The organism is Muricoccus radiodurans (assembly GCF_050154705.1).
GTDB lineage: Bacteria > Pseudomonadota > Alphaproteobacteria > Acetobacterales > Acetobacteraceae > Roseomonas > Roseomonas radiodurans.
Map to the genome: position 1 here is coordinate 1,362,621 of NZ_CP189561.1, position 25,302 is coordinate 1,387,922.

Below are 25,302 nucleotides of genomic sequence, written 5' to 3' on the forward strand. Positions count from 1 at the left end.
GGGCGTGGACGGCGCAGGACGGCGTCCGGCGCGCTCCTGACTTCCCTACCAGTGGTCGGATCGGTGAATGGGGCCACAGGGCCCGTTCAATCAGGCTTTCCGAAGCTTGTGGCCTTGCTCCCTTACATCCTTACTTCCTTACCCCGCTCCGATGCTGAAGCGAGAAGGGCCTTGGCGGGCACAACTTCGGGAATATATGAATTTATTCATAGTCAATGCCGGGGCGCGGGTCAAGCGGAATGGTCCTGCCGTGCGGCCGCGGCGTCGCTTCAGGCGTCGGCCGAGGGCCAGCGGCAGAGCAGCAATCCGCTGATGAGGCGGTTCAGGCGGTCGCGTTCCTCGGCCTCGGGAGCCATGTGATACGCCTTGTTGTCGGCATTGACCGCGACGCTGCGGGCGCGGAGCGCGCGCCCCTCCGCGACCAGCTCCACCACATAGATGAGCTCGCCGGTCCAGGAGCGGCGGAGGTGCAGGCGGTCGTCGAGCATGTAGGCGAACCAGCGGTCCTCCATCACCTCGGGCAAGAAGCCCGCGCGGAGGAGGTTGGCTTCGAGCGGGGTGAAGAGCCGGTCCATCGGCAGGGTGATCGCGGCCTGCATCGGGCGGCCGGGCGGGCCGAAGTCGGCCGCCTTGACGCGGCCGGTCCAGCAGGCCGGGTCGGCGAAGGCGGCGTGGAGGTAGCGCTGCGGGTCAGTCAGCACGGCGGGGTCTTCCGCCGCGAAGGCGTGGGCAGGGAAGCGCTGCCACCAGTCCGGGCGGAACTCCTGCAGCCAGCGCTCGGAGATCGCGGTGATCAGGGCGGTGCTGGGCGCGCTGTAAACGTCGTTGAAGGTCCCGACGAGGTGGTCCGGCGCGTGGTGGACGATCGTCAGGTGTTGGATGTGGCGGCGCGGGCCGCTGGGTTGCAGCGCCTCGATGAGGGCCAGGCGAAGGACGCCGCGGCCGGTGCGGAGGGGTCGGACCTCCGTCACCAGGGCGGGGAGCAGGGGTGGAGGTTGTAGCGGGCCGGCGGGAGGGAAGGGTCTGCCAGCCGTACCAGTGGTCCGGGCGGAGGATGAGCGGGTCAGGGGTCGGCATGGTCCGTGAAGAGGTGGGACGGCCCCGCGGGGCGGTTCAATCGTGGGGGACCTGCCGGAGAGCGGGCGCGCGGCCTAGGGCGACGGGGGCTGCGGTGGTGGCGCCGCCGTGGGCGGGGGCGGGCGGATCACGGGCGTCGTGCCCGGCGTCGCGTCCGGCACGTCGGCCTGCGGCATCGGCGCCGCGACCGGCGGCGGGCGGATGACGCCGCTGGGCGGGATCTCCGCCGGGACGGTGGCGGCCGGAGGGCTCGCGGTCTGCGCCGCCGCGCCGCTCGCGGCGAGGAGGAGCATCGTGGCCGTGGCGAGTGCGGCGCGCATGTGAGATCTCCCGCACGAAGGAGAGTGAACGCACGGTGCCGGGCCGCGGTTGTGGTCAGGCCGAAGCGGGTGGATCACCGGCGCGGTCGAGGCTGGCGAGCAGCCGCGCGGCCCGGGTCCGGATGGCGGCGAGGTGCGGCGGCGCCATGCGGTCGAGGCTGCGGATCGGGCCGGCCATGCGCGGGTTGGCGGCGAAGCGGTCGCGGTGGCGCGCAAGGAAGTCCCAGTAGAGCGCGTTGAGAGGACAGGCCCCCTCGCCCGCCGCGTCGCGCACGTCGTAGGGGCAGCTGCGGCAGTAGTCGCTCATCCGCGCGACATAGGCGCCGGAGGCGGCGTAGGGCTTCGAGGCCATCGTCCCGCCATCGGCGTGCAGGGCCATGCCGTGGACGTTGGGCAGTTCCACCCACTCGTAGGCGTCCGCGAAGACCGTCATGTACCAGTCATGCACGCCGGCGGGCGCGAGGCCGGCCAGGAGCGCGAGGTTGCCGGTCACCATGAGCCGCTGGATGTGATGGCCGTAGGCGTGGTCGCGCACCTGCTCGACAACGTGGCGGACGCAGTTCATCCGCGTGCGGGCGGTCCAGAAGAAGGCGGGGAGCGGGCGTTGCGCGTCGAGCGCGTTCGTCTCCGCGAATGCGGGCATGCGGAGCCAGTAGATGCCGCGGACGTATTCGCGCCAGCCAAGGATCTGGCGGATGAAGCCCTCCGCGGCCGCCAGCGGGACGCGACCGGTGGCGTAGGCGGATTCCGCCGCGCGCACGACCTCGATCGGCGTCAGCAGGCCGAGGTTGAGGCTGGTTGAGACGAGAGCGTGGTGGAGGAAGGGCTCGTCGGCCGACATCTGGTCCTGGTGGGCGCCGAACTCCGGCAGGCGGGAGACGAGGAAATCGGTCAGCGCGAGCCGGGCCTCTTCCGCGGTGACGGGCCAGGCGAACGCGTCGAGCGTGCCGAAATGATCGGGGAAGCGCTGCCCGACGAGGGCGATGACGTCGCGCGTGGTCTCGTCCGGCGGGAAGATCGGGCGGGCGGGGGTCAGCGGGCGGCCGCGGAAGGGGGCGCGGTTCTCGCGGTCGAAGTTCCAGGCGCCGCCGAGGGGCGTGCCGTCGGGCTCGAGGAGCACGCCGTGGGCCTTCCGCATCTCGCGGTAGAAGAACTCCATGCGGAGGACGCGTTCGCCGGCGGCCCAGGCGCGGAAGCGCGGGATGGAGCAGAGGAAGCGGTCATCCTCCCGGATCTCGACGGGGATGGCGCAGAGCTCTTCCCAGCCGCGCATGTCCTGCAGCACGCGCCACTCGCCCGGCTCGGTCGCGACGATGCGGGACGGGCGCAGATCCCGCGCGGCGCGGGCCACCTCTCCGGCGAGGGTGCCGGTGTTGTCGGGATCGTCCAGGCGGATGTGGCGCACGCGCACGCCCCTCGCCGCGAGCGCCGCGGAGAAGTGGCGCATGGCGGAGAGGACGAGGACGATCTTCTGCTTGTGGTGGCGGACATAGGTGCACTCCGCCTCGACCTCAGCCAGCAGCACAGTGTCGCGGGCGGGATCCAGGTCGCGCAGCGCGGCGACGCTGGGGGTGAGCTGGTCGCCGAGGATGACGCGAAGGGCGCCGGTTTGGTGCCTCATCGCGCGGCGGTTTGGCAGACGCGTCGGGCTGTCCCTCTCCGTTCCACCCTGCCCCGCCTTCTTACGCTCGCCCGGGAGATGGGGCCGAACCGCGCGGCGGAAAGGTTGCCAACGCGGCTGGGATCGGTGCGTTCTGAGGGAATGCGCACACGGATTATCGTTTCCCTCGGCTTCTCCCTTCTGCTGTCCGCCTGCGGCGGGCGGGTGTCGGTGCTCAGCGAGATCGGCCTTGGCGACCCGCTGCGCGCGGCGGCGCAGGACGCGCCCTTCGCCTATGGGCGGCCGGGGGCGGTGGCGGGCAACCCGGCTCGCGCGGCCTGGGCGGCGGCGGAGATTGAGTGGTTCGCGAACGCGCTGGAGACGGATCCGCTGTGGTCCACGCCGCGGGACGCGACCCTGCAGCCGGTGGTCCAGATCGCGCGGCGGGAGGTGCGGCAGGCGCTGGGGATCGCCCCCGGCGTGCCGCCGCGCGTGGCGATCGCGGCATTGGGCAGCGCGGCGGATGCCCTGGCGCGGGGCGACCGCCGCGCGGCCGAGGCGGCGCTCGACGCGCCGGGGTTCCCGGGCGGCGCGGCGACGCTCGCGCGGCTGGGGTCGGTGACCCGGCTGCCGCGGGTCGAGGAGGCGGCGCAGGCCCTGGCGAACGAGGCGAACGGTCCACGAGGCGGGGAGCGGGGGTAGCGCGCCGCCGCATTTCGGAAGGCGGCGTTCCTTAAGCCGTCTTTCATCGCATCGCGGGACGATGGCACGACACGGGAAGAGGTCGCGCCATGGGGCCGGAGAAGATCGCCGCGCGGATGGGCCAGGCGGTGGCCCTGCATCGGGGCGGGAACACCGATGCGGCGGAGACGATCTACCGCGCCATCCTGCGCGCGGCACCGCGCCATGCGGGCGCGATGCACCTGCTCGGACTGCTGCGCGCGGGCGCAGGCCGGCTGGAGGGGGCGTTGCCGCTTCTCCGCCGAGCCGTGGCGATCGCGCCGGAACACGCTCACGCCTGGACGACGCTCGGCAACGTGCTGGTGGACCTGGGCGATGCGGTCGCCGCGCTGGACGCCTTTGGGCGGGCGCTGGCGCTGGACCCCGGGATGGCCGAGGCCGGGGTCGGGCGGGCGAACGCGCTCCAGGCGCTCGGGCGGCCCGCGGAGGCGCTGTCGGCGCTGGACGGCGTCATCGCGGCCGGCGCCGACGTGGCGGAAGCGCATAACAGCCGGGGCAATGCGCTGCGGGCGCTCGGGCGGGCGGAGGAGGCTTTGCCCTGCTACGACCGGGCGATCGCGCGGCGGCCGACCTTCGCGGCGGCGCATCTCAATCGCGGCGTGGCGCTGGCCGATCTCGGCCGGGAGCGCGAGGCGCTGGTGGATGTGGAGGTGGCGCTGGCGCTGTCCCCCGAGCATCCGGGGATGCTGAACGTGCGGGGGCAGTTGCTGCGCCTTCTCGGGCAGCCCGGGCTGGCGCTGGACAGCCATGACCGGGCGCTGAGGAAGGCGCCCGGCTCGGCCGAGACGCTCGCGGCGCGGGCGGCGGCACTGTCCGACCTCGGCCGCCACGAGGACGCGCTGGGCGCCGCCGAGGCGGCGGTGCGCGCGGCGCCGGGCTGGGCGGGCGCGCACCAGAACCGGGCGGTGGCGCTCGGGCATCTCGGTCGGCACGAGGAGGCGGCGGAGGCGGCGGGGGCGAGCCTGGAGCGCGACGCGCGGTCCGGGGAGGCGTGGAACGCGCGGGCCAATGCCCTGACGGAGCTGGGGCGGTTCGAGGAGGCGCTGGTCTGCCTCGACCGCGCGGCGGGGACGCATGGGCGGAACCCCAACATCCCGTACAACCGCGGCAACGCGCTGCGCGGGATGGGGCGGCACGCGGAGGCGATCGCGGCCTTCCGGGCGGCGCAGGAGCTCGATCCGGGCTTCGCGGAGGCGCGGTGGAACGAGTCGCTGTCGCTGCTGGCGCTCGGGGATTTCGCGGCGGGGCTGCCGGCCTATGAGGCGCGCTGGACGAGGCGCGCGCGGCTGGTGCGGCGCCACACCGAGGCGCGGTGCTGGCGCGGGGAGGACCTGCGCGGCGGGACGCTGCTGCTGCACGCGGAGCAGGGGTTGGGCGACACGATCCAGATGGCGCGCTACGCGCCCCTGGCCGCGGCGCGCGGCTGCCGCGTGGTGATGGAGGTGCAGCGGCCCCTGCTGCCGCTGCTGCGCGGGATGCCTGGCATCGCCGCGGTGATCGGACAGGGTGATCCGGTGCCGGCGCATGACGCGCAGTGCCCGATGATGAGCCTTCCGCTGGTGCTGGGGACGACGGTGGAGACGGTCCCCGGTGCGGCCCCGTATCTCACGGCGGATTCCGGGCGGATCGCCGCCTGGGGCCGGGTCCTGCCGCGTGGGCGGCTGCGGCTGGGCATCGTCTGCTCGGGGAATCCGGACCATGTGGGGGATCGGCACCGTTCCATCCCGCTGTCGTCCTTCGCGCCGCTGCTGGGGCGCGATGTGGCGGCTTTCCTCGTGCAGACCGACGTCCGGGCGGCGGATGCGGACTGGATGCTCGATGGATCCGGCATCACCGACCTGCGGCCGCGTCTGCGGGACTTCTCCGAGACGGCGGCGGCGTTGTCCTGCCTGGACCTGATCGTCTGCGTGGACACGAGCGTGGCGCATCTCGCCGGGGCGCTGGGGCGGCCGACCTGGATGCTGGTCCCGCCCCTGCCCGACTGGCGCTGGCTGCTCGATCGGGAGGACAGCCCCTGGTACCCGTCCATGCGGCTGTTCCGGCAGGCGCGCGGGGAGGCGTGGGGCGACGTGATCGCGCGCGTGGCGGCGGCGATGCCGGCAGGGGCGCGGTTGGCGGCGTAACGCGTCCGCGGCACGACCGCCGCCCGTCTCGGCCGAGCGGGGCTAGTCGCCGCGGAACGCGGCTTCCAGGGCCGCGATGTCGAGCTTCACCATCTCCATCATCGCCTCCATCGTGCGGCGGGCCGCCGCGCGGTCGGGGGCGGCGATCATCTCGTTCAGCGCCTTCGGCGAGACCTGCCACTGGACGCCCCAGGGGTCCTTCAGCCAGCCGCACTGGATCGGCTCGCCGCCACCCTCCAGCAGCCCGTCCCAGATGCGGTCGAGGGTCGCCTAGTCCTCGCAGGTGGCGGCCAAGGACATGGCCTGGGTGTATTCGGCCTTGTCACCGCCGTTGAGGGCGAAGAAGGGAACGCCGGCGAGGGTGAACTCCACGGTGAGAACGTCCCCTTCCTTGCCGCCGGGGTAGTCGGCCGGGGAGCGGGTGATCCGGCCCATCGCCGAGCCGGGCACGAGCGAGACGTAGCGGCGAACGGCGGTCTCGGCGTCCTTGCCGTACCACAGGCAGGTGCTGATCTCGCAGACCGGCATCCCAGGTCCTCCCCTATCGGAGCGTGCTGTCCTCCCCCGCATGGGACAAGGGGCGCGCGACATCCTCCAGGGAGCGGCGTTCGGCGGCGAAGCCGAGGGTCCATTCGGTGAAGGCCGCGAGGAGCATGAGCGCGGCGCCGAGAAGGTAGCCCCACATGATGTGCGTGCGGTCCCCGCCCTGGATGAGCCATCCGAAGAGGGCGGGGCCGACGACGCCGCCGACGCCGGTGCCGATGGCGTAGAAGAGCGCGATGCCCATGGCGCGCATCTCCAGGGGGAAGCTCTCGCCGACCGTGAGGTAGGCCGCGCTCGCGGCGGCGGAGGCAAAGAAGAAGATCACCGTCCAGGCGAGGGTCTGCTGCCAAGCGGAGAGAAGGCCGGCCGCGAAGGCCCAGCCGGTGAGTGCCATCAGGAGGCCGGCGAGCGCATAGGTCAGCGTGATCATCGGCTTCCGGCCGATGCTGTCGAAGAGCGGGCCGAGGAGGAGCGGGCCGGCGAGGTTGCCCAGCGCGAAGGGCAGCATGAACCAGCCGATATGCGCGGCCTCGATCCCGTAGAAGCGGGTGAGGACGAGGGCGTAGGTGAAGAAGACGGCGTTGTAGCAAAAGGCCTGGCAGGCCATGAGCACGACCCCGAGCACCGCGCGGCGGGGATAGGTCCGGAAGAGTGTGCTGGCGACCTCTCCGAGCGTGGTGTGGGAGCGCGGGTTGAGGCGGATCGGTGCGCCTTCCACGGGCGGGAGGGGGCCGCGGTCGCGGGCCACCCAGGCCTCGATGTCGCCGACGATCTTCTCCGCTTCCTCCTTGCGGCCGTGGGTCATGAGCCAGCGCGGGCTCTCCGGGATCCAGCGCCGGAGGAGGAGGACAGAGAGGGAGAGCGCGCCGCCGATCCCGAAAGCGAGGCGCCAGCCGAGTTCGGGGTCGATGACCGCCGGGTTGAGCAGGAAGATGGAGGCGCCCGCGCCCATGCCGGCGCCGGCCCAGAAGGTGCCGTTCACGGCAAGGTCGGTCGTGCCGCGGCGGCGGGCCGGGATGAGTTCCTGGATGGCGGAGTTCACCGCGGCGTATTCCCCGCCGATGCCGGCCCCCGTCAGGAAGCGGAAGAAGGCGAAGCTCCAGAAATCCCAGGAGAGGCCGGTCGCGATGGTGGCGACCAGGTAGACGAGAACCGTGAGGGTGAAGAGCTTCTTCCGGCCGAGCCGGTCGGTAAGCCAGCCGAAGAAGAGCGCACCGCCCACCGCACCGATGAGGTAGGCGGAGGCGGTGAGGCCGACCTGGGTCTCGGTCAGGCGAAGCGCGGGGCTCTGATGGATGGCGCCGGCGAGGGAGCCGACGAGGGTCACCTCGAGCCCGTCCAGGATCCAGGTCACGCCGAGGGCCACGACGACGAGCCAGTGGAAGCGGCCCCAGGGCAGACGGTCCAGCCGGTTGGGAATCTGGGTCTCGAAAGTGGCCGTCTGCGACATCATCCCCCCTGGCTCGTCCCGGTCATTCCTGACCGGGAGAAGCGTTCAGGCGGCGGAAGGTTCCAGGGCGGGGCAACCCTCCGCCATGCAGGCCGAGAGAGCGGCGCGGAGGTGGTCGATCACCCAGCGCGCGGCGATGCCGGGCTGCTGTCCCCGGCGATGCACGACGTGCAACGCGAGGTGGAAGCTGCCCTGGCGGGCGATGTTCAGGCGCTTCAGCTTCCCCTCGGTCACGGGCTGCCGGATGAGGTCCACCGGCATGAAGCACCAGCCGAAGCCCTCCAGCAGGAAGTTCAGGCGGGTGTTCAGGTCGGCGAAGCGCCAGAGCTTGCGTCCGAGGATGCCGCGCGACCAGTAGCTGCCCGTATTGCCGTCGGTGAGGACGAGCTGGGTGTGCGGCGCCAGGTCTTCACGGGAGAGCGGGCCGCGCTGGCGCGCGAGGGGATGGTCGGACGCGACCACCGGAACCATCTCGATATCCACGAGGAACTCGGCGTCGTAGTCGGCCTCGCGGGCCATCTCGAAGGGGAAGATCGCGATGTCGGCGATGCCGTCGCGAAGATGGCGCTCCACGGCGCTCGCGGTCTCGGTGAGGAGGTTCACGGAGACGTCGGGATAGGTTTTGCTGAGTTCGCGCAGGACCTGCTTGCCGGGACCTCGGGGGAGAAAGTGGTCCACGGCAATGGTCAGCTCCGGCTCCAGACCGCCGACGATCGCCTTGGCACGGTCGCGGAGGGCCTCGGCGCTGGCAAGGACGCGGCGCGCATCCTCGATCATCATCCGGCCGGCCTCGGTGGGGCGCGGGGTTCGGGTGGTGCGGTCGAAGAGGGGCAGGCGGAGCGTCGTCTCCAGCGCCTGGACGGACTGGCTGACGGCGGACTGGACGCGCTGGAGCCGCCGGGCGGCGGCCGAGAAGGAGCCGGTCTCCGCCACGGTCACGAGGACGCGGAGCTGGTCGAGGGTCAGGGGGTCGAGCATCCATCTTCTCCGCTGATGGTTACGATCGAAATTTCAGCAGTTCCGAAGATAGATGGGAAGGTCCATCTGGGGGTCAACGCGGACGGTATTTCCCGGCCGCAGTGACTGAGAGAGATGAGACCATGTCCATCCGTACGAGCTTCCGCACCGCCCTGATGGCCGCCGCCGTGGCGGCGCTGCCGACCCTGGCGATGGCGGCGGGCGACGGCGCGGGCGTTCCGACGGGCGCGCGCTACGCCTATGGCGCCGCGGGCGCCGTGAGCGCGGCCCCGGCCTTCGAGACCGATGGCGGCGAGGGCGCCGACTTCGTCGGGACGTCGCGGACGCAGCTGTCCCGGGCCCCGATCCCGGCCGCCCCCGCTTTCGAGGCGAACCAAGGTGAAGGCGCGAACCCTGTGGTGAACACCTTCACCGGCAACCCGACCCTCGCGCAGAACGCGGGCCAGGGCGGCGTTCTCTGACGCGCTGACGCCTTCGGGCGATCAGGATGGAGCGGCCCGGGGTGAGACCCCCGGGCCGTTTCCGCGTCAGAAGGCCAGCGGCGTGGCCTGCCGCACCAGCGGGATGGCGCGCACGGCGGCCATGACCGGGTCCGGCAGGGCGGTGTCGATGGCGACGAGGCACACCGCCTCCCCGCCCGCGGCGGAGCGGCCCATGTGGAAGGTCGCGATGTTGATGCTCGCTTCCGCCAGGACGGTGCCGAAGCGGCCGACGAAGCCCGGACGGTCCTCGTTCGTGACGTAGAGCATGTTCGGCGCGAATTCCGCGTCGATGGGAATGCCCTTCACTTCGACGAGACGGGGGCGGTCGCTGAGCAGCGTGCCGGCAAGGGTGCGGGTGAAGCTGCCCGTCTCGACCACGACGCGGAGCAGGGTGCTGTGGTCGCCGCTGCGCTCGTGAACCGTTTCCGCCACCTCGATGCCGCGCTCGCGCGCGATCACCGGGGCATTGACCATGTTCACCGAGCCCATCAGGGGGCCGAGCACGCCGGCCAGCATCGCCGCGGTCACGGGACGGCGGTTCAGCTCGGCCGCGGCACCCTCATACTCCACGCGGATGGAGCGGATGGCGCCGGTCTCGCCGGGCATGCGGACGGCGGTGAGTTGTCCGGCCATCGTGCCTAGGAGCCGGGCGAGCTCCATGTAAGGGCGGAGTCGCGGAGCCTCCTCAGCCGTCACGCTCGGCATGTTGATCGCGTTGGTCACGGCGCCGGTCAGGAGGAAGTCGGCCATCTGGTCCGCGACCTGCAAAGCGACGTTCTCCTGCGCCTCGGCCGTGGCGGCGCCGAGATGCGGGGTGCAGACAACGTTGTCGAGGGTAAAGAGGGGGGAGTCCGTGGCGGGCTCCGTCTCGAAGACGTCCAGCGCGGCGCCGGCGAGGTGGCCAGACTTCAGCGCGTCGTAGAGCGCGGCCTCGTCCACCAGCCCACCGCGGGCGCAGTTGATGAGGCGGGCGCCCTTCTTCATGCGGCCGATCGCCTCACGCGACAGGATGTTGCGCGTGCGGTCGGTCAGCGGGGCATGCAGCGTGATGAAATCGGCGCGGGTCAGCACCTCCTCGAGTTCAACCTTCTCCGCGCCGATCTCCATGGCGCGCTTGTCCGAGAGGAAGGGGTCATAGGCGATCACCTTCATTCGCAGGCCGTTGGCGCGGTCGGCGACGATGGAGCCGATGTTGCCGGCGCCGATCAGGCCGAGCGTCTTGCCCGTCAGCTCCACGCCCATGAAGCGGTTCTTCTCCCACTTCCCGGCCTTGGTGCTGGCGCTGGCCTCCGGGATCTGGCGGGCGAGCGCGAACATCATGGCGATGGCGTGCTCGGCCGTGGTGATGGCGTTGCCGAAGGGCGTGTTCATCACCACCACGCCGCGCTGCGTGGCAGAGGTGACGTCCACGTTGTCCACGCCGATGCCGGCGCGCCCCACGACGCGCAGGCGCGGGGCGGCGTCCAACATCTCCCGCGTCACCTTCGTGGCGCTGCGGATGGCGAGGCCGTCATACTCGCCGATGATGGCGCGCTGTTCCGCCGGCGTGAGGCCGGGCTTCAGGTCCACGTCCAGGCCGCGGTCCTTGAAGACCTGGACGGCGGCGGGGGAGAGCTTGTCGGCGATGAGGACGCGCGGCGCGCGTGTCCCCACGAGGTTGGCGCCGTCCGGCGCGGCAACCGGCCCCCGATTCACGTTCCGCGACTCCGCCGCTCCACGATCGGGTCCCATCACGCCGCCGCCTTCTGCTGGTTGGCGGCCACCTGGGCGAAGGCCCAGTCGAGCCAGGGAAGGAGCGCCCTGATGTCGGCGGTCTCCACCGTGGCGCCGCCCCAGATGCGCAGGCCGGGCGGCGCGTCGCGGTAGGCGCCGGCGTCGAGGGCGACGCCTTCCTTCTCCAGCATGGAGGCGAGGGACTTGGCGGCGGCGGCCTGGCCGGCGGCGTCCAGCGCGGTGAACCAGGGGGCCACGATCTTCAGGCAGATCGAGGTGCAGGAGCGGGTGGCCGCGTCCTTCGCCAGGAAGTCCACCCAGTCCGTGCGCTCCACCCAGTGGGCGATGGCGCCGACATTGGCCTCGGACCGGCCGATCAGGGCGCGCAGGCCGCCGATGGATTCGGCCCAGCGGAGGCCGTCCAGCGCGTCCTCCACGCAGAGCATGGAGGGGGTGTTGATCGTCTCGCCGGCAAAGATGCCCTCGATCAGCTTCCCGCCCTTGGTCAGGCGGAAGATCTTCGGGAGCGGACGGTCGGGGTTGAAGGATTCCAGCCGGGCGACGGCGCGGGGGGAGAGGGCGAGCATGCCGTGCGCGGCCTCGCCGCCCAACACCTTCTGCCAGGACCAGGTCACCACATCGAGCTTGTCCCAGGGCAGGTCCATGGCGAAAGCGGCGCTGGTGGCATCGCAGATGGCCAAGCCTTCCCGGTCCGCGGCGATCCAGTCGGCATTCGGCAGGCGCACGCCGGAGGTCGTGCCATTCCAGACGAAGACGAGGTCGCGGTCGGGGGCTGCCTGGGCGAGGTCGGGCAGGCGGCCATAGGGGGCCTCGAGGGTGCGGACGTCGGCCAGCTTCAGCTGCTTCGCGATGTCGGTCGCCCATTCCTTGGAGAAGGACTCCCAGACCAGCACGTCCACGCCGCGCGGGCCGAGGAGGGACCAGAGGGCCATCTCCACCGCGCCGGTATCGGAGGCCGGGACGATGCCCAGGCGCCAGTCGGCGGGCATGCCCAGGACGGCCTTGGAGCGCGTGATCACCTCGGCAAGGCGGGCCTTCGGCTCCTTCGCGCGGTGGGAGCGGCCGAGCAGCGCGCCCTCCAGAGCGGACAGGGACCAGCCGGGGCGCTTCGCGCAGGGGCCGGAGGAGAATTGGGGATTCGCCGGACGCAGTTCCGGCTTTGCGGCAGGTGCCGTCATGGTAGGTGCTCCCTTCCAGAAGCGAATGCGCCCCGGTGGGGGGGCGTGGCCCACCGCTTGCCTACCGTCCGTGCAGCTTCGATTCAAGGAGACAACATCGTGAGCACCAGCCGCCGCGGGCTGATGGGCGCCGCCCTCGCCTCCCCTGCCCTTCTCGCCGCCGGCGGGGCCTGGGCGCAGGCCTGGCCAGCGCGGCCGATCACCATGGTCGTGCCTTATGGCGCGGGCGGGAACGTGGACGGGGTAGCCCGCGTGGTCGCGGGGGCGCTGTCCACCCGACTGGGGCAGCAGGTGGTGGTAGAGAACGCCCCGGGCGCGGGCGGGGTGATCGGGACGGACCGGTTCCTGCGGGCGGCGCCCGACGGTTACACGATCCTGCTGGGCGTCGAGAGCAACGTGATGGTGGCGCCGCTCGTCTCGCCGAACACGGCGAAGTACGCGCTGACGGACTTCGCGCCGATTGCCCTGCTGGCGACGCAGCCGCTGGCCATCGGGGCACGGCCGGACCTGCCGGCGAACTCTCTGGACGAGTTGCTGAGCTGGGGGCGGACGCAGCGGGACGTGACCTACGCCACCTCCGGCATCGGGACGTCGCTGCACGTGCTGGGGGAGATGATCAAGCAGGCGACGGGGCTGTCGCTGGAGCACGTGCCCTATCGCGTGGGGGCGAACATCCTGTCGGACCTCGCGGCCGGGCGGATCGATCTCGCAATCCTGCCGACGCCCTCGCTCGCGCCGATGTACCGGGACCGGCAGATCAAGATCCTCGGCGTGTCGTCGCGAGAGCGGGACCGGGCGATCCCGGATGTGCCGACCCTCCCGTCCAACCCTGCCTTCGCCGCCGCGGAGATGATCGTGTGGCAGGGGCTGTTCGGACACACGCGGAGCGATCCGGCGATCCTGTCGCGGCTGGCGCGGGAGTGCCAGGAGATCGTGAAGGAGCCGGCGGTGCTGCAGCGCTTCGAGGGGCTGGGCGTCACGGCCTCCGACCTGACGGGCGAGCGCTTCGGGAGCTTCCTGCGGACGGAGTCCGACCGCTTCGCGGCGGTGGTGCGGGCGGGGAACATCCGGGCGGAGTGATCCGGCCGCGCGGGAGCGCAACCCGGGGCGGCTCCTTCCGTTGCCGCCCCGATGCGACACGCCCCCATCACGGCCCTGATCCTCCTCGCCGGGCTGTTGGTGCTGGCTTGGCGCTGGCCGGATGTCACGCTCATCCTCTTCGCCGGGGTGCTGGGGGCGGTGGCGTTGCGCGCGGGCGCGGTGCCGATGGCCCGCTACTTCGGCATCGGCGAGGGATGGGCGGTGCTGCTCATCGTGCTGCTGCTCTTCGTGTCGATCGGCCTCGGTGTCTGGCTGGGCGTCGGGGAGAACCTGCTGGAGCAGGCGCGTCAGGCCGGGCGCGACCTTCCCCGCGCGTGGGAGCGGCTGAACGCGCTGCTGCGCGACCTGCCCGGGCCGGAATGGCTGGACCGCATCCTGGAGCCGGCCGCGACGCCGCCCTCCCCCGAGCGGCTGGTCGGGGTGGCGCGGGCGGGGCTGACCACCTCGCTCGGGGCGATGGCGAACATCGTCCTCATCCTGCTGCTGGCGATCTTCATGGCGACCGATCCCGGGCCCTATCGCCGCGGGGCGCTCTCCCTCCTCGCGCCCAGCCTGCGGCCCTGCGGGGAGCGGACGCTGGAGGCCATGGGGCATGTGTTGCGCGGCTGGCTCATCGGGCAGCTCTTCGCGATGGTGGTCTCGGGGACGCTGACCTTCCTCGGGCTCTGGGCACTCGGCATTCCGCTAGCGGGGCTGCTGGCGGTGCTGACGGCGATCTTCGGCTTCATCCCCTATCTCGGACCCTTCATCGGAATGGTGCCGGCGGGGCTGATCACGCTCTCCCACGACCCGTCGCTGCTGGTCTGGGTGATCGGGCTGTTCCTGCTGGTGCAGAACGTGGAGGGCTACGTCCTCACGCCGCTGGTGCAGCAGGAGGCGTCCGACGTGCCGGCGGCCGTACTGCTGGGCGCGCAGGCGCTATTCGGGACGACGCTCGGGGTGCTCGGCATCCTGCTCGCGGCGCCCGTGGCCGCGGCGGTCGTGGCCGCCGTGCGGGTCGCCTATGTCGAGGGCTGGGTGGAACGGGAGCCTGAGGGCGGCGTCCCGCCCCCCTCCCTGTCCTGATCCGTCAGACCAGGGCTTCGCCGCGCAGGACGGGGACGCAGCCACCGCCGACCGTGGCGCGGATGCCGTCCGGGGTGCGGCGGGCGGTGGTGCGGAGAAGGCTGGGGCGGCCCATCTCCACGCCCTGGGTGATGTCGGTGCGGGCCTCGGCCGCGTCCGTCAGGGAGAGGAGGAGCGCCGCGAGCGGCGTGGCGGCGCTGCCGGTCGCGGGGTCCTCGACCGTGCCGGAGAGGGGCGAGAACATGCGGGCACGCACGGCGCCGCCGTCCCGGGCGTAGAGGTAGAGCGGCAGGCGGTTCGGGCCGAGCGCCGACGCGAGAGTCGGGTTCCCGGACAGGGCCGTCCGGAAGCGGCCGATATCCGGCGCGGCGCGGGTCAGCGCGTCCGGCGTGACCTCGGCGATGACGAAGGAGTTGCCGACCGAGGCCATCACCGGCTGGTGGGCGGCCGTCAGGATGTCCTGCGAGGCGAGGCCGGCGCAGGCCGCGACCGCCTCGGGCGCCAGTTGCGGGCCGAGGGAGAGGGGCTGCGGGGCGGCGATGGTGGTGGTGCCATCGGCCTCGACCTGCACCTCGACGAGGCCCGCGATCTCCTCGAATCGCAGCGTGCCGGCGGGGGCGCGGCCGGCCTGGGCGAGCACCCAGCCCGTGCCGACATTCGGGTGGCCGGCGAAGGGCATCTCGGCGACGCGGTTGAAAATGCGGACGCGCGCGGTGTTGGCAGGGTCGGAGGGCGGGAGAACGAAGGTCGTCTCGCTGAGATTGAACTCGGTGGCGAGGGACTGCATCTGGGCGTCGGTCAGGCCCTGCGCGTCCGGGAACACGGCGAGCGGGTTCCCACCGAAGCGGCGGTCCGTGAAGACGTCCACGGTGACGAAGGGATAGGCGCGGGTCATGTCGGGAGCCTCGACGGGTCCAGCGTGACGGCGTGGTCCAGGGGGCCGTGGCCCTTGCCGTAACCGGGGGCGTTGCGGATGGCGGCGGCGACGTAAGCGCGGGCGCGGAGCACCGCGTCGCGCAGCGTCATGCCCTGCGCCAGGCCTGCGGCGATCGCGGAGGCGAGGGTGCAGCCGGTGCCGTGGGTGTGGCGCGTCTCGATTCGCGGGCTGTCGAAGACCTCCGTGCCCTCGGCGGTCGCGAGGACATCGTGAAGGGTGGCGCCCTCCATATGGCCGCCCTTCACCAAGACGGCGCGGGCGCCCTTCCGCAGCAGCGTGGCGGCGGCGCGGCGCATCCCGTCGAGGTCGGGGATGTGCAGGCCGGAAAGGGCCTCGGCCTCCGGGATGTTGGGCGTGAGGACGGCGGCCAGGGGGAGAAGGCGGCGCGTCATCGTCTCGATCGCGTCCGGCGCGAGCAGGCGGGCGCCGCCCTTGGCCACCATCACGGGATCGGCGACGAGCGGGGCCGTGCAGCCCTCCAGCGCGTTGCAGACCGTGTCAATCGTCGCGCTGTCGGCGAGCATGCCGGTCTTGATCGCGTCCGTGCCGATGTCGTCCAGGGACATGCGGATCTGCAGGCGGAGGAAGTCGAGCGGGACCGGGTGGACGGCGCGCACGCCCTCCGTGTCCTGGGCGGTCAGGGCGGTGATGGCGGTGGCAGCATAGGCGCCCATGGCAGTGACGGACTTGATGTCCGCCTGGATGCCGGCGCCGCCCCCCGAATCCGATCCCGCGACGATGAGGACGCGGCCCTTCACTCCGCGGTCTCCTTCTCGGCGCGGCGGACCGCGCGGGGCGCGTTCAGCGCGGCGCCGATGGCGTCCGAGAGGCGCTCGGTCATCGTCTCGACCGTCGCCTCGTCCTCAGCCTCGACCATGACGCGGATCAGCGGCTCGGTGCCGCTGGCGCGGATGAGGACGCGGCCGCGCGCGCCGAGTTCGGCCTCGGCGGCCTTCACCGCCTCCGTGACGCGCGGGTCGGAGAGCGGATCGCCGCCGGCGTGGCGGAGGTTCACGAGCTTCTGCGGCAGCGGCTCGAAGCGGCGGAGCACGGCGCTGGCAGGCCGGCGCTCCTCCACCAGCACGGCCAGGACCTGGAGGGCGGCGACGAGCCCGTCCCCGGTCGTGCCGTGGTCGGAGAGGATGAGATGGCCGGACTGCTCGCCGCCGAGGTTCAGGCCGCGCTCGCGCATCGCCTCCCCCACGTAGCGGTCGCCGACCTTCGTGCGGATCAGGCCCAGCCCGAGGCTGCCGAGGTAGCGTTCCAGCCCGAGGTTGGACATCACGGTGGCGGCGACGGCGCCGCCGCGCAGACGGCCCGAGGCGGCCCAGGAGGCGCCGACGAGGGCAAGGATCTGGTCGCCATCCACGACGGTGCCGGCCTCGTCCACCAGCACCACGCGGTCCGCGTCGCCGTCGAGCGCGATGCCCAGGTCGGCGCGGCGCTCCCGCACGATGCCGGCCAGCTGCCCGGGGGCGGTGCTGCCGCAGCCCTTGTTGATGTTGAACCCGTCGGGGGCGACGCCGATCGACACGACCTCGGCGCCGAGTTCCCAGAGGACGGTGGGGGCGACCTTGTAGGCGGCACCGTTCGCGCAATCGGCGACGATGCGCAGCCCCTCCAGGCTCAGGCCGCGGGGAAAGCTGGCCTTCACCGCTTCGATGTAGCGGCCGGCGGCATCGTCCAGGCGGGAGGCGCGGCCGAGGCGGGCGGGGGCGGCCAGGGTGGAGGCGAGGTCCCCCTCCATCATCGCCTCGATCTCGGCTTCCTGCGCGTCTGACAGCTTCAGCCCGTCGGGGCCGAAGAGCTTGATCCCGTTGTCCTCAAACGGGTTGTGGGAGGCGCTGATCATCACGCCGAGGTCGGCGCGGAGGGAGCGGGTGAGCAGGGCGATGGCGGGGGTGGGAAGCGGGCCGACGAGCACGGCGTCCATGCCGGCGCCGACGAACCCGGCGGTCAGCGCGGGCTCCAGCATGTAGCCCGACAGGCGCGTGTCCTTGCCGATGACGACGCGGTGGCGGTGCTGGCCGCGGTTGAAGAAGCGACCGGCCGCCTGTCCCAGGCGAAGCGCGGTGGCGGCATCCATCGGCGTGCGATTCGCGACGCCGCGGATGCCGTCGGTTCCGAAGAGACGGCGGGCGGGGGAGGCGGCGGACGGCATGACCGATCCGTAGCCCCCGGCGTTCCCGCCGTCCATCGGTGCCCGGACTTGCGCCCGGGCGGGGCCCTCAGCGGGTGGCGGGAGCGCCGCCCATCTCGCCCTGCACGTTGCTGCCGGGGCGGGCCTGGCGGCCCGTGCGGCCGAGCGGGGCGCCGCCGCGGGTGGCCGGGGCGCCGCCCATCTCGCCCTGCTGATTGCTGCCGGCAGGCGCGGTGGTGCCGGTGGCGCCGACGGGCACGCCGCCGCGGGTGGCCGGGGCGCCGCCCATCTCACCCTGGACGTTGCTGCCCGGGGGCGGCGGCGCGGAGGCCGGGGCCGGAGTCGTGTCGGCGCAGGCGGCCAGGAGGCCGAGGGATGCCACCATCGCGGCGGCGGGGAGAAGGTTGCGAAGCTGGCTCATGGACCGGGCCTTCCTGTCGGCAGCCGCACGGCGCGGCTGTTCCAGTGCGGACTTCGCCCGGTTCCGGGCGGGAGATACAAGCCCGCGCGGCGAAATTTGTTCTTTTTGGCGAGCAACCGGCGCGCAGGACACGCATTGTGCCGAGTCGCGCAGTCGCCGGTTCAGCCCGGAGGGGCGCCGCTGGCCGCCGCCCGCCAGAGGCGGAGGGCGGCAACCGTCTCCGCCACGTCGTGTACGCGGAGCATCGTAGCGCCGCGGGCAGCGGCCGCGACCGCGACTCCGAGGCTGCCGGCCAGGCGGTCCGAAGGTTCCGGGGTGCCGGAGAGGGTTCCGATGAAGCGCTTGCGGGAGGCGCCGACGACCACCGGGCAGCCCAGGCCGAGGAGCAGGGGTAGGCGGTCCAGCAGGTCGAGGTTGTGCTCCATGGTCTTGCCGAAGCCGATGCCGGGGTCCACCGCGACCCGGTGGCGGGGGATCCCGGCGGCCTCGCAGGCGGCGATGCGGGCGGCGAGGAACTCGGTGGCCTCCAGCGCCACGTCCGCGTAGTCGGCACCGGCCTGCATCGTGCGCGGATCGGTGCCGGGCATGTGCATGAGGATGACGGGGCAGCCGGCCTCCGCGACGACGGAGAGGGCCTCGGGGTCGTGGCGGAGGGCGGTAACGTCGTTCACCACCTCGGCCCCGGCGTCCAGCGCGGCGCGCATGGTGGCGGCGTGGCGCGTGTCGACGCTGACAGGGGCATCTTTAGAGAGCTCGCGGATCGCGGGAAGGATGCGGGCGATCTCGGTCTGCGGATCCACGGGCTGGGCGCCGGGGCGGGTGCTCTCGCCCCCGATGTCGAGCATGTCGGCGCCGGCCTCCAGCATGGCGTGGGCGGCCACGAGGGCGGCACGGGGGTCGAGGTGGCGGCCGCCATCGGAGAAGCTGTCGGGGGTGACGTTCAGCACGCCCATCACGAGGGGGCGGCCGAGGGTCGCGGGCTCCGGCAGGCCGGCGAAGGGGGCGGGCGGCTGCGTCAGGGCAAGAACGGCTTCCTGCCAATCTTCCGGCGTCTCCACGGCGGGGATGATGCCGAGGGTCTCGCCGTTCTCGATCAGTCGGACGAGGGAGAAGGCGGCGTTGCCACCATCCAGGGGCAGCGCGGCGCTGGCGCGGACGGCGGCGAAGGCGCCGCGGCCGTGCAGCAGGCCCATGGGCTCGACCCAGCGCGCCATCCATGCCCCTCCCGGACGCAGAACGGGGGCCGTCAGGCCCCCGTTGCATTCAAGCCGGTCCGTGAGGCCGGCGCCAGATGGAGGACGTCAGGCCCCCGAGGGCGCCGGCGCCATGCCCGTGTCCGGGCGCGGGTTCGGGCGGCCGGAGGTGGGGACGCTTCCGCGCCCCTGGTTCACCGGCTCGTCAGGACGGGCGCGGACGATCGGGTCCCCGCGCAGGAGGGTGCGGATCTCGTCGCCCGAGAGGGTCTCGTACTCCAGCAAGCCCTTGGCGATGATGTGCAGATCCTCGATGCGGTCGGTCAGCGTCGCCTTCGCGCGAGCATAGGCGGCGTCGATGATGGACCGGATCTCGCCATCGATCGCGCGCGCCGTCTCCTCGGAGATGTTCTTCGTCTGGGTCACGGAATGTCCCAGGAAGACCTCCTCGTTATTCGCACCATAGGCGATCATGCCGAGCTTGTCGGACATGCCCCATTCCATGACCATCCGGCGGGCGGTGTCGGTCGCCTGCTTGATGTCGCCGGACGCGCCATTGGAGACCTTGTCCGGTCCGAAGATCAGCTCCTCCGCGACGCGACCGCCCATGGCCATGGCGAGCTGCGCCTTCAGCTTGGAGCGGTGCATGGAGTAGCGGTCGCCCTCCGGCAGGGACATCACCAAGCCCAGCGCGCGGCCGCGCGGGATGATGGTGGCCTTGTGGACGGGGTCGCACTCCTCCTCGCTCATGGCCACCAGGGCGTGGCCGCCCTCGTGATAGGCGGTCATGCGCTTCTCGGCCTCGGACATGACGAGCGACCGGCGCTCGGTGCCCATCAGCACCTTGTCCTTCGCCTGCTCGAACTCGTGCATGCCGACGGTGCGGCGGCCGGTGCGGGCGGCCAGCAGCGCGGCCTCGTTCACGAGGTTCGCGAGGTCGGCGCCGGAGAAGCCGGGGGTGCCGCGGGCGATGGTCTTCGGGTCCACGTCGGAGGCCAGGGGGACTTTCCGCATGTGGACGCGCAGGATCTTCTCGCGGCCGTTCACGTCGGGGTTCGGGACCACGACCTGCCGGTCGAAGCGGCCGGGGCGCAGCAGGGCGGGGTCCAGCACGTCCGGACGGTTGGTGGCGGCGATGAGGATGACGCCCTCGTTGGACTCGAAGCCGTCCATCTCCACGAGCATCTGGTTGAGGGTCTGCTCGCGCTCGTCGTTGCCGCCGCCGAGGCCGGCGCCGCGATGGCGGCCCACCGCGTCGATCTCGTCGATGAAGATGATGCAGGGGGCGTTCTTCTTGCCCTGCTCGAACATGTCCCGCACGCGGCTGGCGCCGACGCCGACGAACATCTCCACGAAGTCGGAGCCGGAGATGGTGAAGAAGGGCACGTTCGCCTCACCGGCGACGGAGCGGGCAAGCAGCGTCTTGCCGGTGCCGGGCGGGCCGACCAGCAGAACGCCCTTCGGGATCTTGCCGCCGAGGCGCTGGTACTTCTGCGGGTCGCGGAGGAACTCCACGATCTCCTCCAGCTCGCCCTTCGCCTCCTCGATGCCGGCGACGTCGTCGAAGGTGACGCGGCCCTGCTTCTCGGTCAGGAGCTTCGCCTTGGACTTGCCGAACCCCATGGCGCGGCCACCGCCGCCCTGCATCTGGCGCATGAAGAAGACCCAGACGCCGATCAGCAGCAGCATCGGGAACCAGGAGAGCAGGATCTGGAAGAGCGGGTTGACGTCCGACTCCTCCGGGCGGGCGACGACGCGGACGCCCTTCTCCGTCAGGCGCTGGACGAGCTGCGGGTCTTCCGGGGTGTAGGTCTGGAAGGTCCGGCCGTCATTCAGCTGGCCCTGGACGATGCGGCCCTGGATGGTCACGTCGCGGACGTGGCCGGCCTGCACCTCGTTCACGAAGTCGGAGTAGGCGACCTGGGTCCCGCGCGAAGAGGCGCCGCTGGAGGGCTGGAACAGGTTGAACAGCGCCACGAGCAGCAGGGCGACGATCACCCAGAGCGCGAGGTTGCGGCCGAAATTGTTCACTTCACGATCCCACTGGAGGGGGCCGGGTCCCCGCCCGGTTCAGGGAACAAGATAGGGAGGCCGGTGGGGTTAAGGAACCACTGGCATGACGCCGTCGTCATTTGTCACGCCGGCGCACCCGAATCGGGGTGGAAGGCCAGCCGGGCGAGGCCGGGCTCGGGCCAGTCCAGCGGTGGGACCGCCAGCAGGAGCCCGTCCCGGCGGAGAGCCGGGAGGGTGGCGAGCACGGCCGCGGGCAGCTGGCGGAAGGCGAGCGGAATCGACGAGCCCGATTCGAGGGCGCCGATCAGCGCACCCGCCGGGGCCGAGAGGACCCGCCAGCGACCATCCCAGACAACACCGGGCCGTGCGGGAACCGATGGTGCGCAGGCGGCGGGTTCGCGGCACAGGAGGGTGTCGCGCCAGAGCACGCCCGCCAGGGTGCCGCCACCCCGGCGCAACAGGGCGGCCACGGCGGCCCGGGGCGGCGGGTGGGCGGCACCGGAGATGCTGCGGAGGATGGCGGCGAGGGCCACCGCTGCCGTGTCGTCCTCCCCGAGGGCGGCGCGGTCGAGGCGGGCCCAGCCTTCCGGGTGGAAGGTCGAGCAGGCCGCGAGACGGTCAGCGACGGCAGTTCGCAGCCGGTCGCGGCGGACGGCGAAGGCCGCCGCGGCGTCCGCCAGGGCCGCCGTGGATGGCGCGGTGCCCTCGGGGTCATCCAGGGCGCGGCGAAGGCGCGCGCGGGCAAAGCGCGGATCGTCGTTGGACGGATCGCGGACGGGGTGCAGCCCCGCGACCAGGGCTTCGAGGCGGGCGGGCGGGATGTCGAGCAACGGGCGGAGGATGAGGGCCTCCGGCGCCGGGCGCGCTGGGGCCATGGCGGCCAGACCGGAGGGGCCGGAGCCGCGGAGGGCTCGGAAGGCGACCGTCTCGGCCTGATCGGCGCGGTGGTGGCCCAGGAGCAGCCAGGGGGCGCCCTCCGCCGCGGCGGCGGCCAGCAGGGCGGACAGGCGGGCGGCGCGGGCGCGTTCGTGCAGCGCGGGTCCCGGCGAAAGGCCGAGCGGAAGAATGCGCGCAGGGATCGAGAGGGCCGTGAGACGGGCGGCTACGTCGTGGGCCTCGGCGTCGCTACCCGTGCGAAGCCCGTGGTCCGCGATCAGGGCAACCAGGGTGCCGCCGCGCGCCGCCACCCAGTCCCGGGCGAGAAGCGCGACGGCGAGGCTGTGCGGGCCGCCCGAGACCCCCGCCGCCAGCCTGGGGGCCGGCGGGAAGGGACCGAGCGGCGCCATGGCCGCCGCGAATTCCGCCCCGGAGAGGGGCGAGTGCGTCAGCGGCAGCCGGCGCGGGCGCGGGCGGCGCCGACGCGCTCGGCGATGTTCGCGGGCAGGCGCGGGAACTCGCTGTTCAGGGTCTGAAGCGTGTCGCAAGCCTCCCGCCGCGCCCCGAAACCGGCGAAGGCGTTGGCGAGGCCGACCAGTGCGACCGGCGCGCGCGCGGCGCTCCGGTTGCGGCGATAGGCGTCGTCATAGGCGATCGCGGCGTTCTGGAAGTCGCGCTTCCCCATCAGGGCGTCGCCCAGGAGGATGCCGGCGTCCTGCGCGCGCGGGGTGCTGCGGGCGGCCAGGACCTCCCGCGCCGCCGTCTCCGCCGCCGCGTGGTCGCCGCGGCCGAGGGCGGCCTGGCCCTCGCGCAGCGCGACCTCCGGCGTGCGGGGGGCGGGCTGGGACGGCGTGCCGGGCGGGGGCGCGGGGATGGCGGGCGAGGAAATGTCCGGCGGGGTCAGCGTGCCCTGCTGCTGCCCGCCCTCGCGTCGCCCCCCGGAGGGTCCGGGACCCGGCGGCGGGCCGGACGGGGCCCCTCCCCCGCGCTGCTCGAGCTGAGAGAAGCGGTAATCGAGGTCGCCGCGAAGCTTCTCGACGTCCTCCTGCAGGCGGCGGTTGCGGAACTCGGCCTGCTCGGCGAGGCCGCGCTGGCGGCGGACCTCCTCCTCCAGCGCGCCGATGCGCTCCAGGAGCTGCGGGATGAGCTCGGCGCCGCCGCCCTGATAGCCGCCGCGGCCGGGCGGGGGGAGTTGCGGCGCGGCGCCGCCGCCACGCCGCAGCGCCTCGTACATCTCCTGCCGGAGCTGGAGGATCTGGTTCTGGAGGTAGATGCCCTCCCGGCTCTCGGCCTGGGCCTGGGCGCGGGTGGCGGGCAGCGCGAGGAGCGCGGCCGCCAGCAGGGTGGCGGAGACGCGCGCCAGGGGGCGCGCCGAAGGTCGAAGCATGGTGGCCCTCATCCGGCGCGCCGCCTGTTCAGCGGACCGTGGTGACGGCGCGGCGGTTCTGCGCCCAGGCGCTATCATCCGAGCCGAGGGCCGCGGGGCGGTCCTTGCCGTAGGAGATGGTCTGGACGCGCTGGCCGGACACGCCGCCCGCCACGAGCAGGTCGCGCGCCGCGTTGGCGCGGCGCTGGCCGAGGGCGAGGTTGTACTCGCGGGTGCCGCGCTCGTCGGCGTGGCCTTCCATGTACACGGTCACCTGCGGGTAGCGCTGGAGCCAGGCGGCCTGGCGCTGGAGCGTGTCGCGGCCGTCACCGCGGACCTGGCTGCTGTCGGTGTCGAAGAAGACGCGGTCGCCCACGTTCGCGACCAGGTCCTCCTGGCTGCCCGGGCGGACGTTGCCGGCGCCGGCGGCGCCGAGGCCGCCGGCCCCCGCGCCCGCGCCGGTCGCGCCGGCATTCGCCGTCTCGTCGCTGGAGCAGGCGGCGGCCAGGAGGGCGACGGCGCCCAGGGCACCAAGGAGCTTCGCGTTCATGTCTTCTTCCTTCGGATGGAGGGGGTCAGGCGAGGAGCGGGGACCAGGAGGGGTCGGTGGCGTCGGTGGGGGTGAGCATCTGGCGCTCGTTGAAGCCGGCGACGTCGATCTGCGCGAGGCGGGCGGAGTAGCCGGCGCCGCGCGCGCCGGCGCGGCTCTCCCGGTAGAAGGCAAGAACCCGGCCGTTCGGGGCGAAGGTCGGGCCCTCCATCTGCCAGCCCTCGGACAGGATGCGCTCGCCGGAGCCGTCCGGGCGCATCACGCCGATGCCGAACTGGCCGCCGGAGATGCGGGTGAAGGCGATGAGGTCGCCGCGCGGCGACCAGACCGGCGTCGCGTAGCGGCCGCGGCCGAAGGAGATGCGCCGCGCGCCGCCCCCGCCCGCGTCCATGACGTAGAGCTGCTGGTCGCCGCCGCGGTCGGAGTTGAAGACGATCTGCGATCCGTCCGGCGAGTAGCAGGGCGAGACGTCCAGGCCACCGCCGGAGGTGAGCTGGCGCTGGCCGCGCGAGCCGACATCGACCGCAAAGATGTTCGCGTCCGAGCCGCGCGCGTAGGAGAGCACGACGGTGCGGCCATCCGGCGAGAAGCGGGGCGAGAGCGTCATGCCGGGGAAGTTGCCCAGCACCTCCTGCCGGCCCGAGTTCAGGTCGAAGAGGAAGACCCGCGGGTTGTTCTGGTTGTAGGACATGAAGACGATCTGGCGCGCGTTCGGGTGGAAGCGCGGCGACAGCACCTGGAAGGAGCCGTCCGTCAGGAAGCGGTTGTTCTCGCCGTCCTGGTCCATGATCGCGAGGCGCCGCGTGCGGCGGTCGCGCGGGCCGCTCTCCGCGACATAGACGATGCGGGTGTCGAAATAGCCGCGCTCGCCGAGCAGGCGCTCGTAGATCACGTCCGAGATCTGGTGCGCGATCTGGCGCCAGTTGGCGGCGGCGGCGGTGAAGGCGGTGCCCTGGAGCTGCTGCTCCGGCAGCACGTCCCACAGGCGGAACTCCACGCGCAGGTTGCCGCCCTGGTCGAGCACGCGTCCCGTGACGAGGGCGTTGGCGCCGATCACCCGCCAGTCCTGGAAGCGCGGAGTCGCGGCGGCCGCCTCGGCGCTCTGGATGAAGGCGGCGTTCTCGATCGGGCGGAACAGGCCGGAGTTGCGCAGGTTGGCGGTGATGACGCGGGCGATGTCCGTGCCGCGGCCGCCGCCGGCCATCGCGGGGATCGCGATCGGGATCGGGTCGGTGCGCGCGCGGGTGATGTCGATCACGGCGCCGCCCGAGGGCGCGGGCGCCTGGGCGCGGGCGAGCGCAGGCACGGTGAGCAGCGCGGCCCCGCCCAGGATCAGGCCACGGCGGTTCGTCGGCAGGGTCATGTCGTCGAGCCCCAGGAGTTGAGGGTGGGGGAGAAACCCGAAGCGGGCGGG

At 72.7% G+C, this 25,302-nt stretch carries 22 protein-coding genes and 1 pseudogene; 5 read left to right on the plus strand and 18 right to left on the minus strand.

All coding sequences use genetic code 11. The annotated features are described in order from the left end of the window. Window positions 1-269: 269 nt before the first annotated feature. The 3 genes from ACP6CK_RS06730 to ACP6CK_RS06740 form a co-directional block, all read right to left on the minus strand. On the minus strand, window positions 270-971 hold the full coding sequence (locus ACP6CK_RS06730; RefSeq protein WP_426958111.1) for a hypothetical protein: 702 nt from the start codon (window positions 969-971) through the stop codon (window positions 270-272). A 180-nt stretch (window positions 972-1,151) separates the two neighbouring features. After that, on the minus strand, window positions 1,152-1,397 hold the full coding sequence (locus ACP6CK_RS06735) for a hypothetical protein (RefSeq protein ID WP_426958112.1): 246 nt from the start codon (window positions 1,395-1,397) through the stop codon (window positions 1,152-1,154). Window positions 1,398-1,452: 55 nt separating this feature from the next. After that, window positions 1,453-3,018, minus strand: a complete 1,566-nt coding sequence (locus ACP6CK_RS06740) for a cryptochrome/photolyase family protein (RefSeq protein WP_426958113.1) — start codon at window positions 3,016-3,018, stop codon at window positions 1,453-1,455. Between the two features lie 141 nt (window positions 3,019-3,159). On the opposite strand from ACP6CK_RS06740, the gene ACP6CK_RS06745 reads away from it, so the two are divergent. Both ACP6CK_RS06745 and ACP6CK_RS06750 read left to right on the plus strand, forming a co-directional pair. Continuing rightward, window positions 3,160-3,699, plus strand: coding sequence for a hypothetical protein (locus tag ACP6CK_RS06745; RefSeq protein ID WP_426958114.1), 540 nt, complete (start codon window positions 3,160-3,162; stop codon window positions 3,697-3,699). An 89-nt stretch (window positions 3,700-3,788) separates the two neighbouring features. Beyond that, on the plus strand, window positions 3,789-5,861 hold the full coding sequence (locus tag ACP6CK_RS06750) for a tetratricopeptide repeat protein (RefSeq protein WP_426958115.1): 2,073 nt from the start codon (window positions 3,789-3,791) through the stop codon (window positions 5,859-5,861). Between the two features lie 183 nt (window positions 5,862-6,044). On the opposite strand, the pseudogene ACP6CK_RS06755 reads toward ACP6CK_RS06750, so the two are convergent. From ACP6CK_RS06755 to ACP6CK_RS06765, 3 genes and pseudogenes are all read right to left on the minus strand, one after another. After that, window positions 6,045-6,452: pseudogene (locus ACP6CK_RS06755) on the minus strand (VOC family protein); the annotation flags it as partial. After that, window positions 6,403-7,854, minus strand: coding sequence for an MFS transporter (locus ACP6CK_RS06760; protein WP_426959887.1), 1,452 nt, complete (start codon window positions 7,852-7,854; stop codon window positions 6,403-6,405). The pseudogene ACP6CK_RS06755 and the gene ACP6CK_RS06760, both read right to left, overlap by 50 nt. 45 nt (window positions 7,855-7,899) lie before the next feature. Beyond that, on the minus strand, window positions 7,900-8,832 hold the full coding sequence (locus tag ACP6CK_RS06765; protein WP_426958116.1) for a LysR family transcriptional regulator: 933 nt from the start codon (window positions 8,830-8,832) through the stop codon (window positions 7,900-7,902). 122 nt (window positions 8,833-8,954) lie between these two features. Between ACP6CK_RS06765 and ACP6CK_RS06770 the strand changes: the two genes are divergently transcribed. Then, a complete protein-coding gene (locus ACP6CK_RS06770) occupies window positions 8,955-9,293 on the plus strand; it encodes a hypothetical protein (RefSeq protein WP_426958117.1) in 339 nt (112 codons plus the stop codon). A 66-nt stretch (window positions 9,294-9,359) separates the two neighbouring features. Here ACP6CK_RS06770 and serA read toward each other — a convergent pair whose 3' ends face one another. Both serA and ACP6CK_RS06780 read right to left on the minus strand, forming a co-directional pair. Next, the gene (serA, locus tag ACP6CK_RS06775) at window positions 9,360-11,009 is read right to left on the minus strand and encodes a phosphoglycerate dehydrogenase (protein ID WP_426958118.1); all 1,650 of its coding nucleotides are present in this window, start codon (window positions 11,007-11,009) and stop codon (window positions 9,360-9,362) included. A 35-nt stretch (window positions 11,010-11,044) separates the two neighbouring features. Continuing rightward, window positions 11,045-12,226, minus strand: a complete 1,182-nt coding sequence (locus ACP6CK_RS06780; protein ID WP_426958119.1) for a phosphoserine transaminase — start codon at window positions 12,224-12,226, stop codon at window positions 11,045-11,047. 99 nt (window positions 12,227-12,325) lie between these two features. Here ACP6CK_RS06780 and ACP6CK_RS06785 point away from each other — a divergent pair, with 99 nt between their 5' ends. Next, on the plus strand, window positions 12,326-13,306 hold the full coding sequence (locus ACP6CK_RS06785; protein WP_426958120.1) for a Bug family tripartite tricarboxylate transporter substrate binding protein: 981 nt from the start codon (window positions 12,326-12,328) through the stop codon (window positions 13,304-13,306). 51 nt (window positions 13,307-13,357) lie between these two features. Then, window positions 13,358-14,392 (plus strand): AI-2E family transporter, encoded by a 1,035-nt coding sequence (locus ACP6CK_RS06790; RefSeq protein ID WP_426958121.1) that lies wholly within the window; start codon window positions 13,358-13,360, stop codon window positions 14,390-14,392. A 4-nt stretch (window positions 14,393-14,396) separates the two neighbouring features. On the opposite strand, the gene ACP6CK_RS06795 is transcribed toward ACP6CK_RS06790, so the two are convergent. The 10 genes from ACP6CK_RS06795 to tolB form a co-directional block, all read right to left on the minus strand. After that, window positions 14,397-15,287 (minus strand): PhzF family phenazine biosynthesis protein, encoded by an 891-nt coding sequence (locus ACP6CK_RS06795; RefSeq protein ID WP_426958122.1) that lies wholly within the window; start codon window positions 15,285-15,287, stop codon window positions 14,397-14,399. Further along, window positions 15,284-16,087 carry a bifunctional hydroxymethylpyrimidine kinase/phosphomethylpyrimidine kinase gene (gene thiD, locus ACP6CK_RS06800; protein WP_426958123.1) on the minus strand — a complete coding sequence of 268 codons (804 nt, stop codon included), beginning with the start codon at window positions 16,085-16,087 and terminating at the stop codon, window positions 15,284-15,286. Before thiD ends, ACP6CK_RS06795 begins: the two co-directional genes overlap by 4 nt. After that, window positions 16,084-17,490, minus strand: coding sequence for a phosphoglucosamine mutase (glmM, locus tag ACP6CK_RS06805; protein WP_426958124.1), 1,407 nt, complete (start codon window positions 17,488-17,490; stop codon window positions 16,084-16,086). The genes thiD and glmM overlap by 4 nt, the downstream gene beginning before the upstream one ends. Before the next feature lie 67 nt (window positions 17,491-17,557). Beyond that, window positions 17,558-17,890, minus strand: a complete 333-nt coding sequence (locus tag ACP6CK_RS06810) for a hypothetical protein (RefSeq protein WP_426958125.1) — start codon at window positions 17,888-17,890, stop codon at window positions 17,558-17,560. 161 nt (window positions 17,891-18,051) lie between these two features. Continuing rightward, window positions 18,052-19,104 carry a dihydropteroate synthase gene (gene folP, locus ACP6CK_RS06815; RefSeq protein WP_426958126.1) on the minus strand — a complete coding sequence of 351 codons (1,053 nt, stop codon included), beginning with the start codon at window positions 19,102-19,104 and terminating at the stop codon, window positions 18,052-18,054. An 87-nt stretch (window positions 19,105-19,191) separates the two neighbouring features. After that, window positions 19,192-21,114 carry an ATP-dependent zinc metalloprotease FtsH gene (gene ftsH, locus ACP6CK_RS06820; protein ID WP_426958127.1) on the minus strand — a complete coding sequence of 641 codons (1,923 nt, stop codon included), beginning with the start codon at window positions 21,112-21,114 and terminating at the stop codon, window positions 19,192-19,194. A 104-nt stretch (window positions 21,115-21,218) separates the two neighbouring features. Next, on the minus strand, window positions 21,219-22,382 hold the full coding sequence (gene tilS, locus ACP6CK_RS06825) for a tRNA lysidine(34) synthetase TilS (RefSeq protein WP_426958128.1): 1,164 nt from the start codon (window positions 22,380-22,382) through the stop codon (window positions 21,219-21,221). Between the two features lie 38 nt (window positions 22,383-22,420). Continuing rightward, window positions 22,421-23,359: a tetratricopeptide repeat protein gene (locus tag ACP6CK_RS06830; RefSeq protein WP_426958129.1), complete on the minus strand. Its 939-nt coding sequence runs from the start codon at window positions 23,357-23,359 to the stop codon at window positions 22,421-22,423. 28 nt (window positions 23,360-23,387) lie between these two features. After that, the gene (gene pal, locus ACP6CK_RS06835) at window positions 23,388-23,888 is read right to left on the minus strand and encodes a peptidoglycan-associated lipoprotein Pal (protein WP_426958130.1); all 501 of its coding nucleotides are present in this window, start codon (window positions 23,886-23,888) and stop codon (window positions 23,388-23,390) included. Window positions 23,889-23,913: 25 nt separating this feature from the next. Next, window positions 23,914-25,251, minus strand: a complete 1,338-nt coding sequence (tolB, locus tag ACP6CK_RS06840) for a Tol-Pal system beta propeller repeat protein TolB (RefSeq protein ID WP_426958131.1) — start codon at window positions 25,249-25,251, stop codon at window positions 23,914-23,916. Between the last annotated feature and the right edge of the window lie 51 nt (window positions 25,252-25,302).